The organism is Pseudomonas sp. UV AK001 (assembly GCF_046097675.1).
GTDB lineage: Bacteria > Pseudomonadota > Gammaproteobacteria > Pseudomonadales > Pseudomonadaceae > Aquipseudomonas > Aquipseudomonas kribbensis.
Map to the genome: position 1 here is coordinate 17,584 of NZ_JBJUVZ010000010.1, position 22,957 is coordinate 40,540.

Annotated in this window: 18 protein-coding genes; 16 read left to right on the forward strand and 2 right to left on the reverse strand. The window is 61.5% G+C overall.

The features are described 5' to 3' along the window. Positions 1-121 precede the first annotated feature (121 nt). A complete protein-coding gene (locus ACKLNA_RS23600; RefSeq protein WP_408987262.1) occupies positions 122-439 on the forward strand; it encodes a Rieske (2Fe-2S) protein in 318 nt (105 codons plus the stop codon). On the opposite strand, the gene sfsA is transcribed toward ACKLNA_RS23600, so the two are convergent. Both sfsA and ACKLNA_RS23610 read right to left on the reverse strand, forming a co-directional pair. Continuing rightward, positions 436-1,149, reverse strand: coding sequence for a DNA/RNA nuclease SfsA (sfsA, locus tag ACKLNA_RS23605; RefSeq protein WP_408987263.1), 714 nt, complete (start codon positions 1,147-1,149; stop codon positions 436-438). The genes ACKLNA_RS23600 and sfsA overlap by 4 nt on opposite strands. Continuing rightward, positions 1,149-2,321 carry a pyridoxal phosphate-dependent aminotransferase gene (locus ACKLNA_RS23610; protein ID WP_408987264.1) on the reverse strand — a complete coding sequence of 391 codons (1,173 nt, stop codon included), beginning with the start codon at positions 2,319-2,321 and terminating at the stop codon, positions 1,149-1,151. The genes sfsA and ACKLNA_RS23610 overlap by 1 nt, the downstream gene beginning before the upstream one ends. A 333-nt stretch (positions 2,322-2,654) precedes the next feature. Here ACKLNA_RS23610 and dksA point away from each other — a divergent pair, with 333 nt between their 5' ends. From dksA to ACKLNA_RS23685, 15 genes are all read left to right on the forward strand, one after another. Beyond that, positions 2,655-3,098 (forward strand): RNA polymerase-binding protein DksA, encoded by a 444-nt coding sequence (dksA, locus tag ACKLNA_RS23615; protein ID WP_085712147.1) that lies wholly within the window; start codon positions 2,655-2,657, stop codon positions 3,096-3,098. Between the two features lie 83 nt (positions 3,099-3,181). After that, positions 3,182-4,078 (forward strand): tRNA glutamyl-Q(34) synthetase GluQRS, encoded by an 897-nt coding sequence (gene gluQRS / locus ACKLNA_RS23620; RefSeq protein WP_408987265.1) that lies wholly within the window; start codon positions 3,182-3,184, stop codon positions 4,076-4,078. 77 nt (positions 4,079-4,155) lie between these two features. Then, on the forward strand, positions 4,156-4,332 hold the full coding sequence (locus ACKLNA_RS23625) for a hypothetical protein (protein ID WP_003176118.1): 177 nt from the start codon (positions 4,156-4,158) through the stop codon (positions 4,330-4,332). Next, the gene (locus ACKLNA_RS23630) at positions 4,316-7,270 is read left to right on the forward strand and encodes a sensor histidine kinase (RefSeq protein ID WP_248740426.1); all 2,955 of its coding nucleotides are present in this window, start codon (positions 4,316-4,318) and stop codon (positions 7,268-7,270) included. Before ACKLNA_RS23625 ends, ACKLNA_RS23630 begins: the two co-directional genes overlap by 17 nt. Positions 7,271-7,292: 22 nt before the next feature. Then, complete coding sequence (locus tag ACKLNA_RS23635; RefSeq protein ID WP_248740427.1) at positions 7,293-8,729, forward strand: sigma-54 dependent transcriptional regulator; 1,437 nt, start codon at positions 7,293-7,295, stop codon at positions 8,727-8,729. Positions 8,730-9,463: 734 nt separating this feature from the next. Beyond that, complete coding sequence (locus ACKLNA_RS23640; RefSeq protein WP_085712152.1) at positions 9,464-10,864, forward strand: polynucleotide adenylyltransferase PcnB; 1,401 nt, start codon at positions 9,464-9,466, stop codon at positions 10,862-10,864. 3 nt (positions 10,865-10,867) lie between these two features. Beyond that, complete coding sequence (gene folK / locus ACKLNA_RS23645) at positions 10,868-11,353, forward strand: 2-amino-4-hydroxy-6-hydroxymethyldihydropteridine diphosphokinase (protein ID WP_248743742.1); 486 nt, start codon at positions 10,868-10,870, stop codon at positions 11,351-11,353. A 320-nt stretch (positions 11,354-11,673) separates the two neighbouring features. Next, positions 11,674-12,474 (forward strand): 3-methyl-2-oxobutanoate hydroxymethyltransferase, encoded by an 801-nt coding sequence (gene panB / locus ACKLNA_RS23650; protein WP_408987266.1) that lies wholly within the window; start codon positions 11,674-11,676, stop codon positions 12,472-12,474. Further along, positions 12,471-13,331, forward strand: a complete 861-nt coding sequence (panC, locus tag ACKLNA_RS23655) for a pantoate--beta-alanine ligase (protein WP_408987267.1) — start codon at positions 12,471-12,473, stop codon at positions 13,329-13,331. The genes panB and panC overlap by 4 nt, the downstream gene beginning before the upstream one ends. 358 nt (positions 13,332-13,689) lie before the next feature. Then, positions 13,690-15,354 carry a glucose-6-phosphate isomerase gene (gene pgi / locus ACKLNA_RS23660; protein WP_085712156.1) on the forward strand — a complete coding sequence of 555 codons (1,665 nt, stop codon included), beginning with the start codon at positions 13,690-13,692 and terminating at the stop codon, positions 15,352-15,354. 192 nt (positions 15,355-15,546) lie between these two features. Then, positions 15,547-17,484 carry an acetate--CoA ligase gene (gene acs / locus ACKLNA_RS23665; RefSeq protein WP_408987268.1) on the forward strand — a complete coding sequence of 646 codons (1,938 nt, stop codon included), beginning with the start codon at positions 15,547-15,549 and terminating at the stop codon, positions 17,482-17,484. A gap of 50 nt (positions 17,485-17,534) precedes the next feature. Next, a complete protein-coding gene (locus ACKLNA_RS23670) occupies positions 17,535-18,404 on the forward strand; it encodes an oxygenase MpaB family protein (protein WP_408987269.1) in 870 nt (289 codons plus the stop codon). 54 nt (positions 18,405-18,458) lie between these two features. Beyond that, positions 18,459-19,475 carry a class I SAM-dependent rRNA methyltransferase gene (locus tag ACKLNA_RS23675; protein WP_408987270.1) on the forward strand — a complete coding sequence of 339 codons (1,017 nt, stop codon included), beginning with the start codon at positions 18,459-18,461 and terminating at the stop codon, positions 19,473-19,475. A 129-nt stretch (positions 19,476-19,604) separates the two neighbouring features. Further along, the gene (locus ACKLNA_RS23680; protein ID WP_408987271.1) at positions 19,605-22,556 is read left to right on the forward strand and encodes a DUF748 domain-containing protein; all 2,952 of its coding nucleotides are present in this window, start codon (positions 19,605-19,607) and stop codon (positions 22,554-22,556) included. Further along, positions 22,556-22,852: a DUF2845 domain-containing protein gene (locus ACKLNA_RS23685; RefSeq protein ID WP_408987272.1), complete on the forward strand. Its 297-nt coding sequence runs from the start codon at positions 22,556-22,558 to the stop codon at positions 22,850-22,852. The genes ACKLNA_RS23680 and ACKLNA_RS23685 overlap by 1 nt, the downstream gene beginning before the upstream one ends. The last annotated feature ends 105 nt before the right edge of the window (positions 22,853-22,957 follow it).

Sequence of the window (22,957 nt, forward strand, 5' to 3'; positions counted from 1 at the left end):
AGGCCAAGTATCCTCGGCAGCGGCCACCGCGCGGCGGACGAAGGCGGCCATTTGATAATTGTTTGCATTTAAACGTCAAGCTCGGACATATCCGGACACGAGCTGACACTTGAGGATAGCCATGAAGTTTCTGTGCACGGGCGCCGATTTGCTCGAAGCCACCAGCCGCGGGTTCGAGATCGACGGCAACAAACTGTTCGCCGTGCGCCGGGCCGGCAAGGCGTACGTCTACCTCAACCGTTGCCCGCACCGAGGCGTGGGGCTGGAATGGCAACCCGACCAGTTTCTCGACCCGAGCAACAGTCTGATTCAGTGCGCTACTCACGGCGCACTGTTTTTGATCGAAGACGGTGAATGCGTGGCGGGCCCTTGCGCCGGGCAATCGCTGATGGCCATCGATTGCCGTGAAGATGCCCAAGGGCTGTGGGTCGACGTTTAACCGTCGAGCAATACATCCAGTCGGCGATCGATCAACATTTCCTCATGGCTCAACCGCACGCCATAAGCCAACACCTCGACGCCGGACGCCACCGCCTCACGCAAGGCAGCGGCGTAGGCAGCGTCGATTTCCACGGCCGGGCGTACTGCTTCGATACCGGTCAGATTCACGCAGTACAACTGCACCGCCCGAATCCCGTCGCGCGCCAAATGCGCCAGCTCACGCAAATGCTTGGCGCCCCGCTCAGTCACCGCATCGGGAAAGGCCGCCACCGCCGTACCGTCAAAGCCCAGCGTGACGCTCTTCACTTCCACGTACGCCGGCCCTGTCGGGTATTCGAGGCGAAAGTCGATGCGGCTTTTTTCCTGTCCGTAGGCTACTTCGCGTTTCAGCGCGGTAAAACCGTTCAACTCGCTGATGACACCGGCTTGCAAGGCTTCTTCGACCAGCGCATTGGCGCGCCCGGTGTTCACGCAGAACAACCGCCCCTGCGGGGTTTCGCCGATTTCCCAGGTACCCGGCAGCTTGCGCTTGGGGTCGTTGGAGCGGCTGAACCAGACCTGGCCGCCTTCAACCTGACAATTGAGCATCGAGCCAGTGTTCGGGCAATGAATCGTCAGTAACTCGCCGCCAACGGTTTCGATGTCAGCGAGAAAGCGCTTGTAACGGCGGATCAACCGGCCTTCTTCAAGAGGAGGAAAAAAGCGCATCAGCCTTGCCAGCTCTTCAAGCCACGGGCGATCCGCTCTACCGCTTCCTGTAGGCGAGGGAGGTTTTGCGTGTAGGCGAAGCGCACATGGTGACTGGCCTGATAGCGACCGAAATCCAGCCCCGGGGTAAACGCTACGTGTTCTGTTTCGAGGAAGTGACGGCAGAACGCGAAGGCATCACCGCCGAACCGGCTGATATCGGCATACAAGTAGAACGCCCCTTCCGGCTCTACGGCGATATTGAAGCCCAGCTCCCGCAGTGCTGGCAGCAGGAAATCACGGCGACGGCCGAATTCGGCGCGGCGCTCCTCGAGGATCGCGATAGTGTCCGGCTCGAAACAGGCCAGCGCCGCATGCTGGGCCATGCTCGGTGCGCTGATGTAGAGGTTCTGCGCGAGCTTTTCCAGCTCGCTGACCGCCGCATCCGGCGCCACCAGCCAGCCGAGGCGCCAACCGGTCATGCCGAAATATTTGGAGAAACTGTTGAGGACAAACGCGCTGTCGTCGACTTCCAGCACGCTGGCGGCATCGGTGCCGTAAGTCAGGCCGTGGTAGATCTCGTCCACCACCAGATGCCCGTGCCGCGCCTTGATGGCTGTGGATAACCCCGCCAGCTCATCGCGGGTCAGAATCGTGCCGGTCGGGTTGGCCGGTGAAGCGACCAGCGCACCGACACTGTCGTGATCCCAGTGGCGCTCCACCAGATCAGGCGTCAGTTGATAGCGCACATCCGGCCCGACAGGAACGAGCTGCGCCGCTCCCTCGACCAGTCGCAGAAAGTGCCGGTTGCACGGATAGCCGGGGTCGGCCAGCAGCCAGTGTTTACCCGGGTCCACCAGCAACGCGCTGGCCAGCAGCAGCGCCCCGGAGCCGCCCGGGGTAATCAGAATCCGCCGCGGATCGATATTCAGACCATAACGGGTCTGGTAGAAGCCGGAAATCGCCTCCCGCAGCTCGGGAATGCCCCGGGCGGCGGTGTAACGGGTTTTCCCCGCCGTCAGCGCAGCCTGGCCGGCGCGGATGATCGGCTCGGCGGTCGTGAAGTCCGGTTCGCCGATTTCCAGGTGGATCACGTCGTGACCGGCGGCCTGCAATTCATTGGCCCGCGCCAGCAACGCCATCACATGGAACGGTTCGATCGCACGACTGCGCGCACTGTAGGGCTGAGCCATTGGCCTTCCTTCAACGAGTGAAAAGAAACGATTCTACCCATCTGCCGGAACGAGCGAGAACCCGCAGCGGTCACAGCCTCAAGAACGCTGGACTGTAACAAGGCAAACGTACGCTCCAGGATTGACTAAAATCAGTGATTGTCAGGTCTCCAGCACCACCAGACATGGCTTGGCAAACATTTGCAGGCACCACCGGCCGCGGGCTCGACATCCGGGAGTAGCGCGGGCCGAATTGATCTGGTAAGTTCGCCCGCTTGCAGCCGCAGGGCCGGCAGGTGTCGGTGATGGAGCAATCCTGCGCAATGGATTACAAGAGTAGAGGCGGTCCATTTCATGCCCACCCAAGCAAAGCAACAGCAGCAACAGGCGATCAGCGGTTTCGAACCTTACGTTCCGGCCGAAGGCGAAGAGTACATGGGCAAGCCCATGCGCGCGCACTTCACCAAGATCCTGACCAAGTGGAAACTGGACTTGATGCAGGAAGTCGACCGCACTGTTGATCACATGAAAGACGAAGCAGCCAACTTCCCTGATCCGGCCGACCGTGCCAGCCAGGAAGAAGAATTCGCCCTTGAGCTGCGTGCCCGCGACCGCGAGCGCAAACTGATCAAGAAGATCGACAAGACGCTGCAGTTGATCGAAGACGAAGAGTACGGCTGGTGTGATTCCTGCGGCATCGAGATCGGCGTCAAGCGCCTCGAGGCCCGCCCGACCGCCGACATGTGCGTCGACTGCAAGAACCTTGCGGAAATCAAGGAAAAGCAGGTCGGCAAGTAATCCCGACCTGAACGAGAAACGGAGCGTGCGAACGCTCCGTTTTTGTTTCTGCCGTTTTTTACTCTTCAAGTAACATCGCCCTCATGACTGCCAACACCTCCCCCGCCTACATCGGCCGCTTCGCCCCGACTCCCAGTGGACATCTGCACTTCGGCTCACTGGTGGCTGCGCTGGCTTCTTACCTGGATGCCCGCTCGGTGAACGGCCGCTGGCTGGTGCGCATGGAAGATCTCGATCCGCCCCGGGAAGAGCCGGGGGCGCAAGCCGCGATTCTCAAGGCCCTGGAAAGCTATGGCTTCGAATGGGATGGCGAAATGGTCCGCCAGAGCGAGCGGCATGAAGCCTACGCGCAAGTGCTCGACAGCCTGTTCAATTACGGTCTGGCCTACGCCTGCACCTGCTCGCGCAAACAACTGGAGCCGTACCACGGCATTTATCCGGGACTGTGCCGCAATGCCGGCCATGGCCAGGAAGACGCCGCGATCCGCCTGCGTGTGCCGGAGCTGGAATATCACTTCATCGACCGGGTGCAGGGCGAATACCGCCAGCACCTGGGCCGCGACGTGGGTGATTTCGTGATCCGCCGCCGCGACGGCCTCTACGCTTATCAACTGGCGGTGGTGCTGGACGATGCCTGGCAGTGCATCACCGACATCGTGCGCGGCGCCGATCTGCTCGACTCGACGCCGCGCCAGCTCTATCTGCAAGAACTGCTGGGCCTGCGCCAGCCGCGCTACCTGCACCTGCCGCTGATTACCCAGCCGGACGGCAACAAGCTCGGCAAGTCCTACCGCTCGCCACCGCTGGAGGCCGATCAGGCCACGCCATTGTTGCTGAGAGCCTTGCGTGCGCTGGGGCAGGAGCCGGGACCTGAGCTGGCCCACGCCTCGCCGCAGGAGCTGCTGAAATGGGGCAGCGCCCACTGGGATGCGACGAAAATCCCGCGCACACTGACCCTGCCCGAAGCGCAACTGCTGTGACGACACTTGCAGTGGCGCGCCCATCCGTTACCATCGCCGCACGTTTTCGGGCACGCGCATAAAAAAGAGAGGCCGGGATGTACATCTATCGCTTGGTCCTGCTTCTGGTCGTGGGGATCTACCTGTTTTCTCCCGCCATCATGGATTGGTGGATCGACGCTACGGGCGCCTGGTATCGCCCTTATCTGCTCTGGCTGATCCTGATTGTCGTGACCTTCATCCTGCAGAGCCAAAAAGATGCCGATGAGCTTTAGCCTGACCCAGATGCTGCTGATCAGCGCCGCCTACCTGGCCGCGTTGTTCGGCGTGGCATGGATCAGTGAACGGGGCATGATCCCGCGGGCGATCATTCGCCACCCGCTGACCTACACCCTGTCGCTGGGGGTTTACGCCAGTGCGTGGGCGTTCTACGGAACGGTTGGTCTGGCCTATCAGTACGGCTACGGCTTTCTGTCCAGTTATCTCGGGGTGTCCGGTGCGTTTCTGCTGGCGCCGGTGCTGCTGTATCCGATCCTGAAGATCACCCGTACCTATCAACTGTCGTCGCTGGCAGACTTGTTCGCCTTCCGCTTCCGCAGCACCTGGGCCGGTGCGCTGACCACGATTTTCATGCTGATCGGCGTACTGCCGTTGCTGGCCCTGCAGATCCAGGCCGTGGCCGATTCCATCGGCATCCTCACCGGCGAACCGGTGCAGAATCGCGTGGCCCTGGCGTTCTGCGCGCTGATCATCCTGTTCACCATCTTCTTCGGCTCGCGCCATATCGCCACCCGTGAAAAGCATGAAGGTCTGGTGTTCGCGATTGCCTTCGAATCGGTGATCAAACTGGCCGCTCTCGGCGGCGTCGGCCTCTATGCCCTGTACGGTGTGTTCGACGGCCCGCAACAACTTGAACTGTGGCTGTTGCAGAACCAGACCGCCCTCGCCGCCCTGCACACGCCGCTGCAGGAGGGCCCGTGGCGCACGTTGCTGCTGGTGTTTTTCGCCTCGGCGATCGTGATGCCGCACATGTATCACATGACCTTCACTGAAAACCTCAACCCGCGTTCACTAGTGAGTGCGAGCTGGGGCCTGCCGCTGTTCCTGCTACTGATGAGCCTGGCGGTGCCGCTGATTCTCTGGGCCGGCCTGAAACTCGGCGCCACCACCAATCCGGAATACTTCACCCTCGGTATCGGCATTGCCGCCAACAGCAAGTCGCTGGCGTTGCTGGCGTATGTCGGCGGCCTTTCGGCGGCCAGCGGCCTGATCATCGTCACCACGCTGGCGTTGTCGGGCATGGCCCTGAACCATCTGGTGCTGCCGCTCTACCAGCCACCGGCCGAAGGCAACATCTACCGCTGGCTGAAATGGACCCGCCGGGCGCTGATCGTTGCGATCATCATGGCCGGTTTCTGCTTCTACCTGATGCTCGGCGCTGAACAGGATCTGGCCAACCTCGGCATCGTCGCCTTCGTCGCGACCCTGCAATTCCTGCCTGGCGTGCTGTCGGTACTGTACTGGCCGACCGCCAACCGCCGTGGCTTCATCGCCGGGCTGCTGGCGGGGATTCTGGTATGGGTGGTGACCATGCTGCTGCCGCTGGTCGGCAATCTGCAGGGTTTCTATATCCCGCTGCTGAACATGATCTACGTGCTGGACGACACCAGTTGGCACATGGCGGCTATTGCGTCGCTGGCGGCCAACGTCCTGATGTTCACTTTGATTTCGCTGTTCACCAATGCCAGCCCGGAAGAGGCCAGCGCCGCCGAAGCCTGCGCTGTGGATAACGTGCGTCGCCCGCAACGCCGGGAACTGCACGCCGCCTCGCCGCAGGAATTCGCCACACAACTGGCCAAGCCGCTGGGCGCCAAGGCTGCGCAAAAGGAAGTCGAGCAGGCTCTGCGCGACCTCTATCTGCCGTTCGATGAACGCCGCCCTTACGCCCTGCGTCGACTGCGCGACCGGATCGAAGCCAACCTGTCCGGTCTGATGGGCCCGAGCGTCGCCCAGGACATGGTGGAAACCTTCCTGCCGTACAAGGCCGGCGGCGAAAACTACGTCACCGAAGACATCCACTTCATCGAAAGCCGCCTCGAGGACTATCACTCGCGCCTCACCGGTCTGGCTGCCGAACTCGACGCCCTGCGCCGCTACCACCGCCAGACCCTGCAGGAACTGCCGATGGGCGTCTGCTCGCTGGCCAAGGATCAGGAGATCCTGATGTGGAACAAGGCCATGGAAGAGCTGACCGGGATCGCCGCGCAACGGGTGGTAGGATCGCGCCTGAGCACCATCGCCAATCCGTGGAAAGAATTGCTGCAAGGCTTCATCAACTTGCCCGACGAACATTTGCACAAACAGCACCTGGCCCTCGACGGCCAGACCCGCTGGCTGAACCTGCACAAAGCGGCCATCGACGAGCCTCTCGCGCCAGGCAACAGCGGCCTTGTATTGCTGGTGGAAGACCTGACCGAAACCCAAATGCTCGAAGACAAACTGGTGCACTCCGAGCGCCTGGCCAGCATCGGCCGACTCGCAGCTGGCGTGGCCCATGAAATCGGCAACCCGATCACCGGCATTGCCTGCCTTGCGCAAAACCTTCGGGAAGAACGCGAAGAAGACGGCGAACTGACGGAAATCAGCGGCCAGATCCTCGAGCAGACCAAACGCGTGTCACGCATCGTCCAGTCGCTGATGAGTTTCGCCCACGCCGGCAGCCATCAACACAGTGACGAGCCCGTCTGTCTGGCGGAGGTGGCTCAGGATGCCATTGGTCTGCTGGCCCTGAACCGGCGCAATTTCGAAGTCCAGTTCTACAACCTGTGCGACCCCGATCACTGGGTCGAAGGCGACCCGCAGCGGCTCGCCCAGGTGCTGATCAATCTGCTCTCCAACGCCCGTGACGCCTCGCCTGCCGGTAGTGCGGTGCGGGTCAAGAGCGAAGCCGGCGAACACACGGTCGATCTGATCGTGGAGGACGAAGGCAGCGGCATTCCGTCGAGCATCATGGACCGCTTGTTCGAACCTTTCTTTACCACCAAGGATCCTGGCGAAGGCACCGGTCTGGGCCTTGCACTGGTCTATTCCATCGTTGAAGAGCATTATGGACAAATCACCATCGACAGCCCGGCTGATGTTCAGAGCCAGCGCGGCACCCGTATTCGGGTGACATTGCCGCGTCATGTCGAAGCGACGTCCGCTGTGAACTGAGACCGTCGAGAGTATCGAATCAATGCCGCACATTTTGATCGTCGAAGACGAAACCATTATCCGCTCCGCCTTGCGCCGCCTGCTGGAACGCAACCAGTACCAGGTCAGCGAAGCCGGTTCAGTGCAGGAAGCACAAGAACGCTTCAGTATTCCCACATTCGATCTGATCGTCAGCGACCTGCGTCTGCCGGGTGCTCCGGGCACCGAGCTGATCAAGCTCGGCCAGGGCACGCCGGTGCTGATCATGACCAGCTACGCCAGCCTGCGTTCGGCGGTCGACTCGATGAAGATGGGCGCGGTGGATTACATCGCCAAGCCTTTCGACCACGATGAAATGCTTCAGGCCGTCGCGCGGATCCTGCGTGATCGCCAGTCAGCGCCGGCTGCCGGTGAAGTCGTTGCCGGCAAAACTGCCAACGGCAACGGCAAATCCGCCACAGACAACAGCAACGGCGAGATCGGCATCATCGGCTCCTGCCCACCGATGCAGGACCTTTACGGCAAGATCCGTAAAGTCGCCCCGACCGATTCCAATGTCCTGATCCAGGGCGAATCCGGCACCGGTAAAGAACTGGTGGCCCGGGCCCTGCACAATCTGTCGAAACGTGCCAAGGCACCGATGATTTCGGTGAACTGCGCCGCCATTCCGGAAAGCCTGATCGAGTCCGAACTGTTCGGTCACGAGAAAGGTGCATTCACCGGTGCCAGCGCCGGTCGCGCCGGCCTGGTGGAAGCGGCGGACGGCGGCACGCTGTTCCTCGACGAAATCGGCGAATTGCCACTGGAAGCACAGGCTCGCCTGCTGCGTGTATTGCAGGAAGGCGAGATTCGCCGGGTCGGCTCGGTGCAGTCGCAGAAGGTCGATGTACGACTGATCGCCGCGACCCACCGTGACCTCAAGAGCCTGGCGAAAATCGGCCAGTTCCGCGAAGACTTGTATTACCGCCTCCATGTGATCGCGCTGAAACTGCCGGCCCTGCGCGAGCGTGGCGCCGACGTCAACGAAATCGCCAATGCGTTCCTCGCTCGCCAGAGCGCGCGCATCAACCGCACCGACCTGAAATTTGCCGCCGATGCCGAACAGGCGATCCGGCACTATTCCTGGCCGGGCAACGTGCGGGAGCTGGAAAACGCCGTCGAGCGCGCCGTGATTCTGAGCGAGAGCCCGGAAATTTCTGCCGACCTGCTGGGCATCGACATCGAGCTGGGGGATCTGGAGGACGACGAGTTCATCGGTCTGCCGGCACAACCGGCCGGTAACGCCAGCAACAGCAGCCACGAGCCGACCGAAGACCTGTCGCTGGAAGACTACTTCCAGCATTTCGTGCTTGAGCACCAGGACCACATGACCGAGACCGAACTGGCGCGCAAACTGGGCGTCAGCCGCAAATGCCTGTGGGAACGCCGTCAGCGCCTGGGCATTCCACGGCGCAAGACCGGGGTTGCCAGCGAGAGCTGAACGTTACCTGTCGAGTGTGCGGGTAACCGTTGAATGTGTGAAAAAACTGTTACCTCAGTCTTTTCACGTAACAGAAGCCGGGGTTATCGGTAACGAAACCCCGGCTTTTTTTCGCCCCGAGAAAACGGTTATATCGACCTAACCCCTTGTTTTATTGGGGTTCGCAAAAGTTGGCACGCCCCCTGCTATATGTTTGGTACAAGAACAATAACAAGCAATGCACAAGACAATAAAAATAAGACGAATCGACTCACGCACAATAAAAACAAGACGGCGAGAGGCGCAGCTAACTGATTCTTTTGGAGAGGCGTTGTATTTGGGGCTTGCCCCACGACCAGGCCGAGAACAACAAAAACTGTCCTAAGACAGAGCCTGTACTGGTTGGATCGAGAGATCACTGCAATTCAGCGACCAAAGCAATCCGTTTGCTCTTGGCTCCCGATTGGGAGGGTCATGAAGGAAAAACTTCATGGCGAGGGCACTCAACAAAAACAAGAAGCCCGAATCAATAATAAAAAGAGCACGCAACTACTTCTTGGGGAGCTTCGGCTCCCCTTGTAGTTTCTCCCTCCCGGGAAAATCTCCCCTCCTGACGCATCTTCACCCCTCTAGCCTGCGGCCTGCAGCGCAAATCGGCAGCGTCCTACACCATCCCTCGACTAAATGCTAGAATCCCCGCCCATCATGCGGTCATTCTCTGGTATGGCCGAACATTCCTTCAAACAGTGCATCCCATGCTGAAGAAGCTGTTCCAGTCATTCCGAACTCCCCTGCGTCGTACGCAACACATCCGTAGCACGCCTGAAGTCCTCAACAGCGGCCAACATTCGCTGCAAAAGGCGCAATTCAGCCGATACGCGGTCAACATCGTCGAACGTCTGCAGGGCGCCGGCTACCAGGCCTACCTGGTTGGCGGCTGCGTGCGAGACATGCTGCTGGGCATCACGCCCAAAGACTTCGACGTCGCCACCAGCGCCACCCCCGAGCAGGTTCGCGCCGAATTCCGCAATGCGCGGATCATCGGCCGCCGCTTCAAGCTGGTACACATCCATTTCGGTCGCGAAATCATCGAGGTCGCGACCTTCCGCGCCAACCACCCGCAAAACGAAGACGACGAAGACAGCAACCAATCCTCGCGCAACGAGAGCGGGCGCATTCTGCGCGACAACGTCTACGGCACCCTGGAAGAGGACGCGCAACGTCGCGACTTCACCATCAACGCCCTGTATTACGATCCGGTCAGCGAGCGCATCCTCGATTACGCCAACGGCGTACACGACATCCGCAACCATCTGATCCGCCTGATCGGCGACCCGAAACAGCGCTACCAGGAAGACCCGGTACGGATGCTGCGGGCCGTGCGTTTCGCCGCCAAGCTCAACTTCGGCATCGAAAAGCACACCGTCCAGCCGATCCGCGACCTGGCCCCGATGCTGCGCGAGATCCCGTCGGCCCGCCTGTTCGAGGAAGTGCTCAAGCTGTTCCTCTCCGGCCATGGCGCCATCACCTTCGAGATGCTGGTCGACCTGCAACTGTTCGCGCCGTTGTTCCCGGCCAGCGCCGATGCGCTGGAATACAACCCGGAATACACCCACACGCTGATCAGCGAAGCACTGACCAACACCGATCTGCGGATCAAGCAGAACAAACCGGTGACCCCGGCGTTCCTGTTTGCCGCCCTGTTGTGGCCAGCCTTGCCGGCTCGCGTGTTGCGTCTGCAGGAACGTGGCATGCCGCCGATTCCGGCGATGCAGGAAGCCGCCCACGAGCTGATCGCCGAACAGTGCCAGCGCATTGCGATTCCAAAACGCTTCACCATGCCGATCCGCGAGATCTGGGACATGCAGGAACGTCTGCCACGCCGCAGCGGCAAACGCGCCGACCTGTTGCTGGACAATCCGCGCTTCCGCGCCGGCTACGACTTCCTGCTGCTGCGTGAAAGCGCCGGCGAGCAGACCGATGGCCTGGGCGAATGGTGGACCGACTATCAGGACGCCAACGACAGCGAGCGCCGCGACATGATCCGCGACCTCAGCGGCAAGGAAGACGGCGCCAGCGGTGCTCCGCGCAAGCGTCGCCGCAGCAGCGGTTCCAAGCGCAAACGCGCCGGCGCACCGAGCGCTACGGGCGAATAAGGCATGGAACGCATCTACATCGGCATGGGCAGCAATCTGGCTGACCCGGCCGAACAACTGCGCAGCGCGGTCGACTCATTGGCGCAGCTGCCGAGTACAGCACTGGTCGGTGTGTCTGCCTTTTACCAGAGCGACTCGCTGCTGCCGGGTCAGCCGCGTTACACCAACGCGGTCGCGGCACTCGACAGCACGCTTGCCCCGCTGGAACTGCTCGATGCCCTGCAAGCCATCGAAAACGGCCAGGGCCGCGAGCGCCTGGAACGCTGGGGCCCGCGCACGCTGGACCTCGACATCCTGCTGTTCGGTGACCGTCTGATCGATGAACCGCGCCTCAAAGTCCCGCATTACCACATGCAGGAACGCGCGTTCGTACTTTATCCCCTGGCCGAACTGGCCCCCGAAGATCTGCGCCTGGCCGACGGCCGCACCCTTGCCGATCTGCTCGCAGCCTGCCCGTTCGTCGGCCTCGAACGCCTCTCCCACGCCTGATCCAAATCGCCGATGCGGGAGCAAACCGGCTCCCGTATTTTGCGTTCTTGTAGGACAAAAACTCCGCAAATCCGGCCCGCCGGCCCGCTGAATCGCATCAGTAACGCCGGTAACACTCCCGTCGTAACAATGCGGTAACACATGCAATTGACTTCCTGAGGCCTCATCACGACTATAGGCGTCCCGCTGCCGCCAACCCGGCATACAAGGGCGCAATCCAGGCCTTATAAGCACGACAAAAGAGCGTGCGCCTGAATAGATGACGAATCACGCGCGTTACTCGCAGTAGTTTCCAAAGCGCCTGAACGAGGATTTCTTACATGCCAGCCATCACCCTGACCACGCTCCAGAGCCTCAAGCAGAAAGGTGAAAAGATCACCATGCTGACCTGCTATGACGCGACCTTCGCGCACGCCTGCAACGAGGCCGGTGTCGAAGTGCTGCTGGTGGGCGACTCCCTCGGCATGGTCCTGCAAGGTCACGACAGCACCCTGCCGGTGACCATTGCGGAAATGGCCTACCACACCGCCTGCGTCAAGCGCGGCAACACCGACGCCCTGATCCTGGCCGACCTGCCGTTCATGGCCAACGCCACCCTCGAACAAACCATGACCAACAGCGCCATGCTGATGCAGGCCGGCGCGCACATGGTCAAGGTCGAAGGTGCGCTGTGGCTGGCGGAGTCGATCCGTCTTCTGGCCGAACGCGGTGTGCCGGTCTGCGCCCACATGGGCCTGACCCCGCAAGCCGTGAACATTCTCGGCGGCTATAAAGTGCAGGGTCGCAACGAAAACCAGGCGCGCCAGATGCGCGCCGACGCGATCTCTCTGGAGCAGGCCGGCGCGGCCATGCTCCTGCTGGAATGCGTGCCGAGCGAACTGGCGGCCGAAATCAGCCAGGCGGTGAAAATCCCGGTGATCGGCATCGGCGCCGGTGCCGACACTGACGGTCAGGTCCTGGTGCTGCACGACATGCTCGGCCTGTCGATCAGCGGCCGCGTACCGAAATTCGTCAAGAACTTCATGCAGGGCCAGGACAGCATCCAGTCCGCACTGAAGGCTTATGTGAACGAAGTCAAAGCCGCCACCTTCCCTGGAATCGAACACGGATTCTCTGCATGAACACCGTCAAAACCGTACGTGAACTCCGCGCTGCCGTGGCGCGCGCCCGCGGTGAAGGCAAGCGCATCGGCTTCGTGCCGACCATGGGCAACCTGCACAGCGGCCACATCGCGTTGATCACTAAAGCCAAGCAGCGAGTGGACTTCGTGGTCGCGAGCATTTTCGTCAACCCGCTGCAGTTCGGCGCCGGCGAAGACCTCGACAAATACCCGCGCACCCTGGCGGCGGATCAGGAAAAACTGCTGGAAGCCGGTTGCTCCCTGTTGTTCGCCCCGACCGTCGAAGAAATGTACCCCGACGGCATGGCCGGGCAGACCCGGGTCAGCGTGCCGCAGCTTTCCGAAGGCCTGTGCGGCGCCAGCCGTCCAGGACACTTCGAAGGCGTGGCGACCGTGGTCAGCAAGCTGTTCAACATGGTCCAGCCGGATCTCGCGATCTTCGGTCAGAAGGACTACCAGCAACTGGCCGTGATCCGTGCGCTGGTGCATGACCTGAACATGCCGATCCAGATCATCGGCGAGCCGACCGTACGTGCTGCCGATGGCCTTGCGCTGTCCTCGCGCAACGGTTTCCTCAGCGAGGAACAACGCGCCGTGGCGCCCGTCGTTTACCGCGCCCTGAGCAGCATTGCCGAGTCGATCAAGCAGGGCGAGCGCGACTTCCCGGCCTTGATCCAGGCACAGCGGCAACAGCTGGAAGCCGCCGGCCTGCGCCCGGATTACCTGGAAATCCGCCACGCCCTGACCCTGCGTCCGGCCACGGCGGAAGATCGTGATCTGGTGATTCTGGTTGCAGCGTTCCTCGGCACCACCCGGTTGATCGACAACCTGCACCTGAACCTCGATACCCCCGCCTGAACACAGCAACAGGAGAATGTGGGAGCGAGCCGTTCGCTCCCACATTCGTGTTAAATCCCCCCCTCCCGGATCGTATTGCTGCCCACCTGCCCATCGGGCAAACTGCCCGCCGTCCAACCCGCGCGATCAGCAGGGACATCCTCGCGTTGTCGCCGTCTGTCGACCGTTCCTGTTATCGATGTTAAAAAAGTACAGGTAACAGGTCAGAAGAAGCCAAGACAGATCGCGGCGCTGGGTTTACTGTATTCGCCCTGCGCCAAAGTAATCGTGTCGACGCAGTTGCCCCCTCGCCCAAACATGGCGGGGAGGTCTTTTCAGTGTTCAAAAGGCCGTTCAAGTAAAAAGGAAAACCGCAGCGATGGCGTACTACCGCACTCCTCATGACGTTACCGCTCTGCCTGCCTGGCAGGCGTTGAAAGACCACCGCCAAGCCATGCAGGATTTCAGCATGCGCGAAGCCTTCAACGCCGATCCGCAGCGCTTCACTCAATTCACCCTCAGCAGTTGCGGACTGTTTCTCGATTATTCGAAGAATCTGATCAACGCCGAGACCCGCAACCTGTTGGTGGGTCTGGCCAACGAAGTCGATCTCAAGGGCGCGATCAAGGCGCTGTTCGACGGCGAAATCGTCAACTCCTCCGAAGGCCGCCCGGCGCTGCACACCGCCCTGCGTCGCCCGGTGGGCGACAAGCTGTCGGTCAATGGCGTCAACGTGATGCCTGAAGTACACAAGGTGTTGAACCAGATCACCGATCTGGTCGGCAAGATCCATGACGGCCTGTGGCGCGGTTACACCGAAAAGCCGATCACTGACGTGGTCAACATCGGTATCGGTGGTTCGTTCCTCGGCCCGGAGCTGGTCTCCGAAGCCCTGCTGTCCTACGCCCAGAAAGGCGTGCGCTGCCATTACCTGGCGAACATCGACGGCAGCGAATTCCACGAGCTGACGCAAAAGCTGCGCGCCGAGACCACGCTGTTCATCGTTTCGTCGAAATCGTTCAACACCCTCGAAACCCTGAAAAACGCCCAGGCCGCCCGTGCCTGGTATCTGGCCCAGGGTGGTTCGGAAGCCGAACTGTATCGTCACTTCATCGCCGTATCGAGCAACAACGCGGCGGCCGTGGCCTTCGGTATCCGCGAAGAGAACATCTTCCCGATGTGGGACTGGGTCGGCGGTCGTTATTCGCTGTGGTCGGCCATCGGTCTGCCGATTGCCCTGGCCATCGGCATGTCCAACTTCAAGGAACTGCTGTCCGGTGCCTACACCATGGACCAGCACTTCCAGAGCGCGCCGTTCGAACAGAACATGCCGGTGCTGCTGGCCCTGCTCGGCGTGTGGTACGGCAACTTCTGGGGCGCGCAAAGCCACGCGATCCTGCCGTACGACCACTACCTGCGTAACATCACCAAGCACTTGCAGCAGCTGGACATGGAATCCAACGGCAAGAGCGTGCGTCAGGACGGCACTCCGGTGTCGACCGATACCGGCCCGGTAATCTGGGGCGGCGTCGGCTGCAACGGCCAGCACGCTTACCACCAGTTGCTGCACCAGGGCACCCAACTGATTCCGGCCGACTTCATCGTGCCGATCGTCAGCTTCAACCCGGTGTCCGACCACCATCAGTGGCTGTACGCCAACTGCCTGTCCCAGAGCCAGGCACTGATGCTCGGCAAGACCCTGCCGGAAGCCGAAGCCGAACTGCGCGACAAGGGCATGAGCGAAGAACAGGTGCAGAAACTCGCACCGCACAAGGTGATCCCGGGCAACCGTCCGAGCAACACCCTGGTGGTCGAGCGCATCAGCCCGCGTCGTCTCGGCGCACTGGTGGCGATGTACGAACACAAAGTCTTCGTGCAGAGCGTGGTCTGGGGCATCAACGCCTTCGACCAGTGGGGCGTGGAACTGGGCAAGGAACTGGGCAAGGGCGTCTACAACCGCCTGGTCGGCAGCGAGGAAACCGCGGCCGAAGATGCGTCTACTCAAGGCCTGATCAACTATTTCCGCGGCCGTCACCGCGGCTGATTTGATCGCGTTGCTGTAACCCTGTGGGAGCGAGCTTGCTCGTGATTTCGGTTATTCATTCAACATCGACGTTGACTGAAACTCCGCTATCGCGAGCAAGCTCGCTCCCACAGTTGTTTTGCACGTGACTTGAACCTGTTGACCTCTCGGCGCATCTTTATCCTTGTCGCACAACAAGAATAAGGAACCGTCATGTTCGATATCAGCACGTTCCCCAAAGCCGATGCCGTCCGCCGGGCAGCCCAGTTGAGTCAGGACGACTACCATCGCCTGTACCGCGAATCCATTGAACACCCCAGCACCTTCTGGGCCGAACAGGCCACCCGCTTCCTCGACTGGAGCACGCCGTGGCAGACCGTCCAGCGCTATGACCTGAAGACCGGCGAGGCTTCCTGGTTCGCCGGGGCGAAACTGAATGTCAGCTACAACTGCATCGATCGCCACCTGGAAAAACGCGGCGACCAGACCGCGATTGTCTGGGAAGGCGACGATCCCGCCGAATCCACGCAAATCACCTACAACAAACTCCATCACCACGTCTGCCGCCTGGCCAACGTGCTGAAAAGCCGCGGCGTGAAAAAAGGCGACCGGGTGTGCATCTACATGCCGATGATCCCCGAAGCGGCCTACGCCATGCTCGCCTGCGCGCGGATCGGCGCGATTCACTCGGTGGTGTTTGGCGGATTCTCCCCGGACTCCTTGCGCGACCGCATTCTCGATGCCGACTGCCGCACCGTGATCACCGCCGACGAAGGCGTGCGCAGTGGCAAGTTCGTGCCGCTGAAACAGAACGTCGACAAGGCCCTGCAGAGTTGCCCGAATGTCAGCACCGTCGTGGTGGTCGAGCGCACTCAGACCAAAGTCGACTGGGCCGAAGGCCGTGACCTCTGGTATCACCAGGCCGTGCGCGATGTCAGCGACGATTGCCCGCCGGAACCGATGGACGCCGAAGACCCGCTGTTCATCCTCTACACCTCCGGCAGCACCGGCAAACCCAAAGGCGTGCTGCACACCACCGGCGGTTATCTGCTGCAAGCGGCGATGACCTTCAAGTACGTCCTCGACTACCGCGACGGCGAAGTGTTCTGGTGCACCGCCGACGTCGGCTGGGTCACCGGCCACAGCTACATCGTCTACGGCCCGCTGGCCAACGGCGCGACCACCCTGATCTTCGAAGGCGTGCCGAGCTACCCGAGCACTTCGCGGTTCTGGCAGGTGATCGACAAACACAAGGTCAACATCTTCTACACCGCGCCGACCGCACTGCGCGCACTGATGCGTGAAGGTGCCGGCCCCTTGCAGGAAACATCCCGCGAGAGCCTCAGATTGCTCGGCAGCGTCGGTGAGCCGATCAACCCGGAAGCGTGGGAATGGTATTTCAACGTGGTCGGCGAACAGCGCTGCCCGATTGTCGATACCTGGTGGCAGACCGAGACCGGCGGCATCATGCTCAGCCCGCTGGTCAGCGCCCAGCGGATCAAACCGGGCTGCGCCACCCAGCCGATGTTCGGCGTGCAACCGGTACTGCTCGACGAGCACGGCAAGGAAATCAAGGGCGCCGGCAGCGGCGTGCTGGCGATCAAGTCGAGCTGGCCGGCGCAGATCCGCAGCGTCTACGGTGATCCGCAGCGCATGGTCGACACCTACTTCAAGCCCTACCCCGGTTACTACTTCACCGGCGACGGCGCCCGTCGCGACGAGGATGGCGATTACTGGATCACCGGTCGCATTGATGACGTGATCAATGTCTCCGGCCACCGCATCGGCACCGCAGAAGTCGAAAGCGCGCTGGTGCTGCACGACAGCATCGCCGAAGCCGCCGTGGTCGGTTACCCCCACGACGTCAAAGGCCAGGGCATCTACGCCTTCGTCACGCCCATGAACGGCGCCGAACCCAACGATGAGCTGAAGAAGGAATTGCTGGCCCACGTCAGCAAGGAAATCGGCAGCTTTGCCAAACCGGACCTGATCCAGTGGGCCCCGGCCCTGCCGAAAACCCGCTCGGGCAAGATCATGCGGCGGATCCTGCGCAAGATCGCCTGCAACGAGCTCGACAGCCTTGGCGATACCTCGACCCTGGCCGACCCGAGCGTGGTGCAGGGGCTGATCGACAAGCGCCTTAACCAGTAGAATCACAGGCGCGGTCAACCGGCCGCGCCGCCCTTCACCACTGAGTTGCCATGGAATTCATCCGCAGCCGTATCGAAAACCAGCTCATGAGCCTGACCGGTCTGTCCCTCGGCCAGCTCGATCTGGAAAACCCCAAGGGCGATCCCGGCCTGTTCGGCCCGGACTCGATCAGTTGGCAAGTGCACGGCGACTTCAGCAGCATGTTGATCGGCGGCATCAGCGCCTTGTTGCTGCAAGCCCTGCACCCACTGGCGCTGGCCGGCGTCTGGGATCACTCGAACTTTCGCCAGGACATGCTCGGCCGCTTGCGTCGTACCAGCCAGTTCGTCTCCGGCACTACGTTCGGCTCCAAACGGGACGCCGAATGGCTGATCGAGAAAGTCCGCACCATTCACCTGCAAGTCGTCGGCACCGCGCCGGATGGCCGAGCCTATGCGGCCAGTGATCCGGACCTGCTGACCTGGGTGCACGTGGCCGAGGTCAGCAACTTTCTCGCCGCCCATTTGCGTTACCGCAACCCGCAATTGTCACCGCAGGATCAGGACCGTTACTACGCGGAAATCGCCGTGGTCGCTGAACGCCTGGGTGCCCGCGATGTGCCGAAATCGCGCCAGGCCGTGGCCGATTACCTGCATCGCATGCGCCCGCAGCTGGTGTGCGACGATCGTAGCCGCGAAGTCCTGCGCCTGTTGCTCGATGCCCCGGCGCCCAGCGTGCTGGCGCGGCCGTTTGGCGACCTGATGATGAAGGCCGGCATCGACCTGCTGCCGGACTGGGCCAGCGACATGCTGGATGCCCGGCAGAATCCGCTGCAACGTCAGCTGATCCGCGCCAGCGTCAAGCGCAGCGCACCGATGCTGCGCTGGGCGATGCGCAATGGTTCCGTGCAACGGGCCCAACGGCGGATGGGGCTGAGATGAAGCTCAGTAGCTGCTAAACTCCCGCGCCCCGATTCCCTCCAGCAAGGCGCAAGCATGTCTTCCCTGAATCAGGCGCTGCGCGCCGCCCTCGATCAACGCCAGGATCTGCTCGCCGAGCTGCACCGCCAGGGCACCGACTGCTATCGCCTGTTCCACGGCAGCCAGGAAGGCGCCGGCGGCCTGACCGTCGACCGCTACGGCCCGCAGCTGATGGTGCAGAGCTTCCACCAGACGCTGGAACTCGCCGACCTGCTGCAACTGCACGCCACGGTGAACGAAACGCTGGGCTTGCAAACCCTGCTGGTCTACAACGACCGCTCACGTGGCAACTCGCGGATTGATCGTGAAGACAGCGTCTACCGCGCCGAAGATGCAGCACTGGTCGATCTGGTCGGCCACGAGTGGGGCCTGAACTACCGCGTCCGCGGACGCCACGCCGGCCAGGATCCGCTGCTGTTCCTCGACCTGCGCAACACCCGCGGCTGGGTCAAGGATCACGCCAAGGGCAAAAGCGTGCTCAACCTGTTCGCCTACACCTGCGGCGTCGGCCTCAGCGCGGCTGCCGGCGGTGCACGCGAGGTGTGCAACCTGGACTTCGCCGAAGGCAATCTGGCGGTCGGACGCGAGAACGGTTTGCTCAATCCGCAGCTGCCGACCATGGAATTCATTCAGTCAGACTACTTCCCGGCGATTCGCCAGCTGGCCGGCCTGCCGATCAGTCAGCGTCGCGGGCAGAAACTGCCGAGCTATCAACGTCTCGAACAGCGCCAATATGATCTGGTATTGCTCGACCCACCGGCGTGGGCCAAAAGTGCATTCGGCACCGTCGACCTGCTGCGCGATTATCAGAGCCTGCTCAAGCCAGCCCTGCTGACCACCGCTGAAAACGGCGTGCTGATCTGCTGCAACAACCTGGCAAAAGTCAGCATGGACGACTGGCGCGAACAGGTGCTGCGTTGCGCCGAGAAAGCCGGGCGTCCGGTGCGCGAGTGGAGTGTGATGACCCCGGGCCGGGATTTCCCTTCACTGGACGGGCAACCGCCGCTGAAGACCCTGATCCTCCAGCTCTGACCCATCTGCAGAAGCTGTCGAAGGCTGCTCCTACAGACATTGCAGACAAATCTGAACAATCCTGTCTCGTGCGATGTACTTCGGAACCGGAATCGCGTGCCATACTCCAAGGCACTCCGATTCAGACAGATGAAGCCGCACATGCCCAAAGGATTGATTCGCGCGATTGGCGCCCTGTTGACTGCTCTGGCCCTCTACAGCCTGCTGGGGTTTCTGATTCTGCCGGGCATCGCGCTCCGCGTGGCCAACCAGCAACTGGCCAACTACGCCACGGTGCCTGCGCACATCCAGCGTATCGAACTCAATCCGTTCAGCCTCGAAGTCACACTGTGGGGCCTGGTCATCGGCGAGCCGGGCAAGGAACAGGTCGGTTTCGAACGCCTGTACGCCAACCTGCAACTCGACAGCCTGTGGACAAAAGCCCTGCACCTGTCCGACATCGAACTGGACAAACCCAAGACCGAAATCCTGTTCGCCAAGGACGGCAAACTCAATCTGCTCGGTCTGTTCAAACTGCCGGCCAGCGAACCGACGCCGGCCGATCCGAATGCCAAGCCGTTTCCGCTGCGTATCGACCGGATCAAACTGGCTGGCGGCAACGTGCATTTCGAGGATGCACGCCCGAGCGAGCCGATCGAATTCCTCTACGACAAACTCGATTTCGAACTGAACAACCTAAGCACCCTGCCTGAAGACAACGCCGACATGACTCTGGTCGCCATCGGCCCGGCCGGTGGGCAGATCGACTGGAAAGGCAATTTCAGCCTGATCCCGATTGCCTCCGAAGGCACGCTCAAAGTCACCGACGGCCAGATGAAAGCGTTCTGGCCCTACGTGCGCGACGCGGTGCCGCTGGTGCTGGAAAACGGCGTGGTCAGCCTCAGTACCGACTACAAACTCAACCTGTCCAAGGAAACCGAACTGCTGTTGAGCAACGTCTCGGTCAGTGTTGCGCCGTTTGCGATCAAGGCACCGGACGGACGTCCGCTGGCGAAACTCGACCGCCTCGACGTCAGCGAAACCACCGTGGACCTGGCCAAGCAGCAAGTGGTGGTCGGCAAGGTCCGCAGCCAGAAGCTCGAAACCTGGGCCGCCCTCGAAGCGGACGGGCAACTGGACTGGCAAAAACTGTTCGCCAGCCAGCCGTCCAAACCTGCCGCCAAAGCAGCGGCTGAACCGAAAAGCACTCCGGCCGCCGCCGACTCGCCGAAAACGGAACCGACCGCGCCGGGCAAGCCATGGCAAGTGCTGCTCAAGGACGTGCAACTGCGTGACTACAAAGTGCACCTGGCCGACCGCTCGGCGAAGCCTGAGGTCACGCTGGATGTCACGCCACTTAATGTCGATCTGCAGAATTTCGACAGCCTCAACGGCTCGCCCTTCAACGTCAAACTCGACGCAGGCCTGGGCAAGCAAGGCAAGATCAACGCCGACGGCGTGGTCAACCTGGCGCCGGTCACCGCCCAGCTCAACGTGAAAACCCAGGACATCGACCTGCGCGTCGCCCAGTCCTACATCAACCCGTTCATTCGTCTGGAACTGCGCAGCGGCATGCTCGGCAGCGACCTGAAAGTGAACCTGAAAAGTACCGAGCCGCTGGCACTCAGCGTCACCGGTCGCGCTCAGGTCGATCAGTTGCACACCCTCGACACCCTGAAGACCCGCGACGTCCTCAAGTGGCAGCAAGTGGTGGTCGAAGGCCTGAATTATCAGCACGGTGACAGCCTGTCGATCGACAGGATCAACCTGTTCCAGCCCTATGCGCGCTTCATGATCAACGATGACCGCACCACCAACATCGACGACCTGCTGATCCCGCAACCTGCCGACTCCGGGGCGAAAACCGCAGCGGCCAAACCAGCCAGTAACTCGAAACCGTTGGGCATTCACATCGGCGGCATCGTGATCAATGACGGCTCGGCCAACTTCGCCGACTTCAGCCTGACGCCGAATTTCGCCACGGCGATCCAGCAGCTCAACGGCCAGATCGGCACCATCGACAGTCGTCAGGCGAAACCGGCCAGCGTCGACGTCAAGGGCAAGGTCGATCGTTATGCGCCGGTGACCATCAAAGGCGCGGTCAACCCGTTCGACCCGATGGCCAGCCTCGACATCGCCACCAGTTTCAAACGGGTCGAACTGACCACCCTGACCCCCTACTCCGGCAAGTTCGCCGGTTACCGGATCCGCAAGGGCCGGCTCAATCTCGACCTGCACTACCTGATCACCAAGGGCCAGCTCAAGGCCGAGAACAAAGTGGTGGTCGAGCAACTGCAACTTGGCGAGAAAGTCGACAGCCCGGATGCCGTGAGCCTGCCGCTGAAACTGGCGATTGCGCTGCTCAAGGACGTGGACGGCAAGATTTCCATTGAGCTGCCGGTCACCGGCGACCTCAACAACCCGCAATTCAGCGTGATGCCGATTGTCTGGCAGACCCTGCGCAACCTGATCGTCAAAGCCGCCGCCGCACCGTTCAAGCTGATTGGCGGTCTGGTCAGTGGTGGCGGCTCGGAAGATCTGGGCACTGTGTCCTTCGCGCCGGGCTCCAGCGAACTGAACAAGGATGCCGAAGCGGCGCTGGTCAAATTGTCCCAGGCCCTGAAGGAGCGTCCGGCCCTGCGTCTGGAAATCGAAGGCACTGCTGCACAAAGCAGCGACGGCCCGTTGCTTGCCGAGCAGCGTCTTGAACGCGAATACCAGTACAACTACTACAAGATGCTCCAGCGCCGTGGCGACAAGGTGCCGGCCCAGGCCTCGCTGATCCAGGTACCGGACAATGAAAAAGGTCCGCTGCTCGAAGGTATCTACCGCACCCGTCTGAAAACCCAGCCACCAGCTGAATGGAAAGATCTGGGCAAAGAGGAACGCACGGCGAAAATGCGCGCCGACGTGATCAAGTTCTGGAGCACCAGCGATGTGCTGCTGCGCCAGCTCGGTCAGGACCGTGCCAGCAGCATCAAGGATTACCTGGTGGACAAGGGCCAACTGGCCGACGACCGCGTGTACTTCATCGACGCCAATCTTGGTGAAGCGGAAAGCGACGGCCGCGTGGTGACACAAATGCATCTGGACGCCGAATGATGAACAGTCAGTGGCTGGCCGCAATGGCGCTGGCGCTCGTCTCCAGCCAGGCTTCGGCATCCGATACCCTGCGCTGTGGCAGCCAGTTGGTCAGCCTCGGTGATCGCGCCAGCGAGGTGCTGCAGAAATGCGGTGAACCGGTCAGCCGCGACGTGCTGGGCTACAAGCGCAGCGCCAATCGTCGTGAAGAGTTTCAGGTCGAGGAATGGACCTACGGCCCGAGCAACGGCATGTATCAATACTTGCGCTTCGAAGGCAATCGCCTGCGGCAGATCAACAGCAAGCGCGGCGACTGACTTCTCTGCACTTTTCCAGTCCCTGAAATAGAACAGGCCCCGACATGAATGCCGGGGCCTGTAATGGCCACATTCCGTGTGGCCGTTCGCATGAACTCTAAAGGG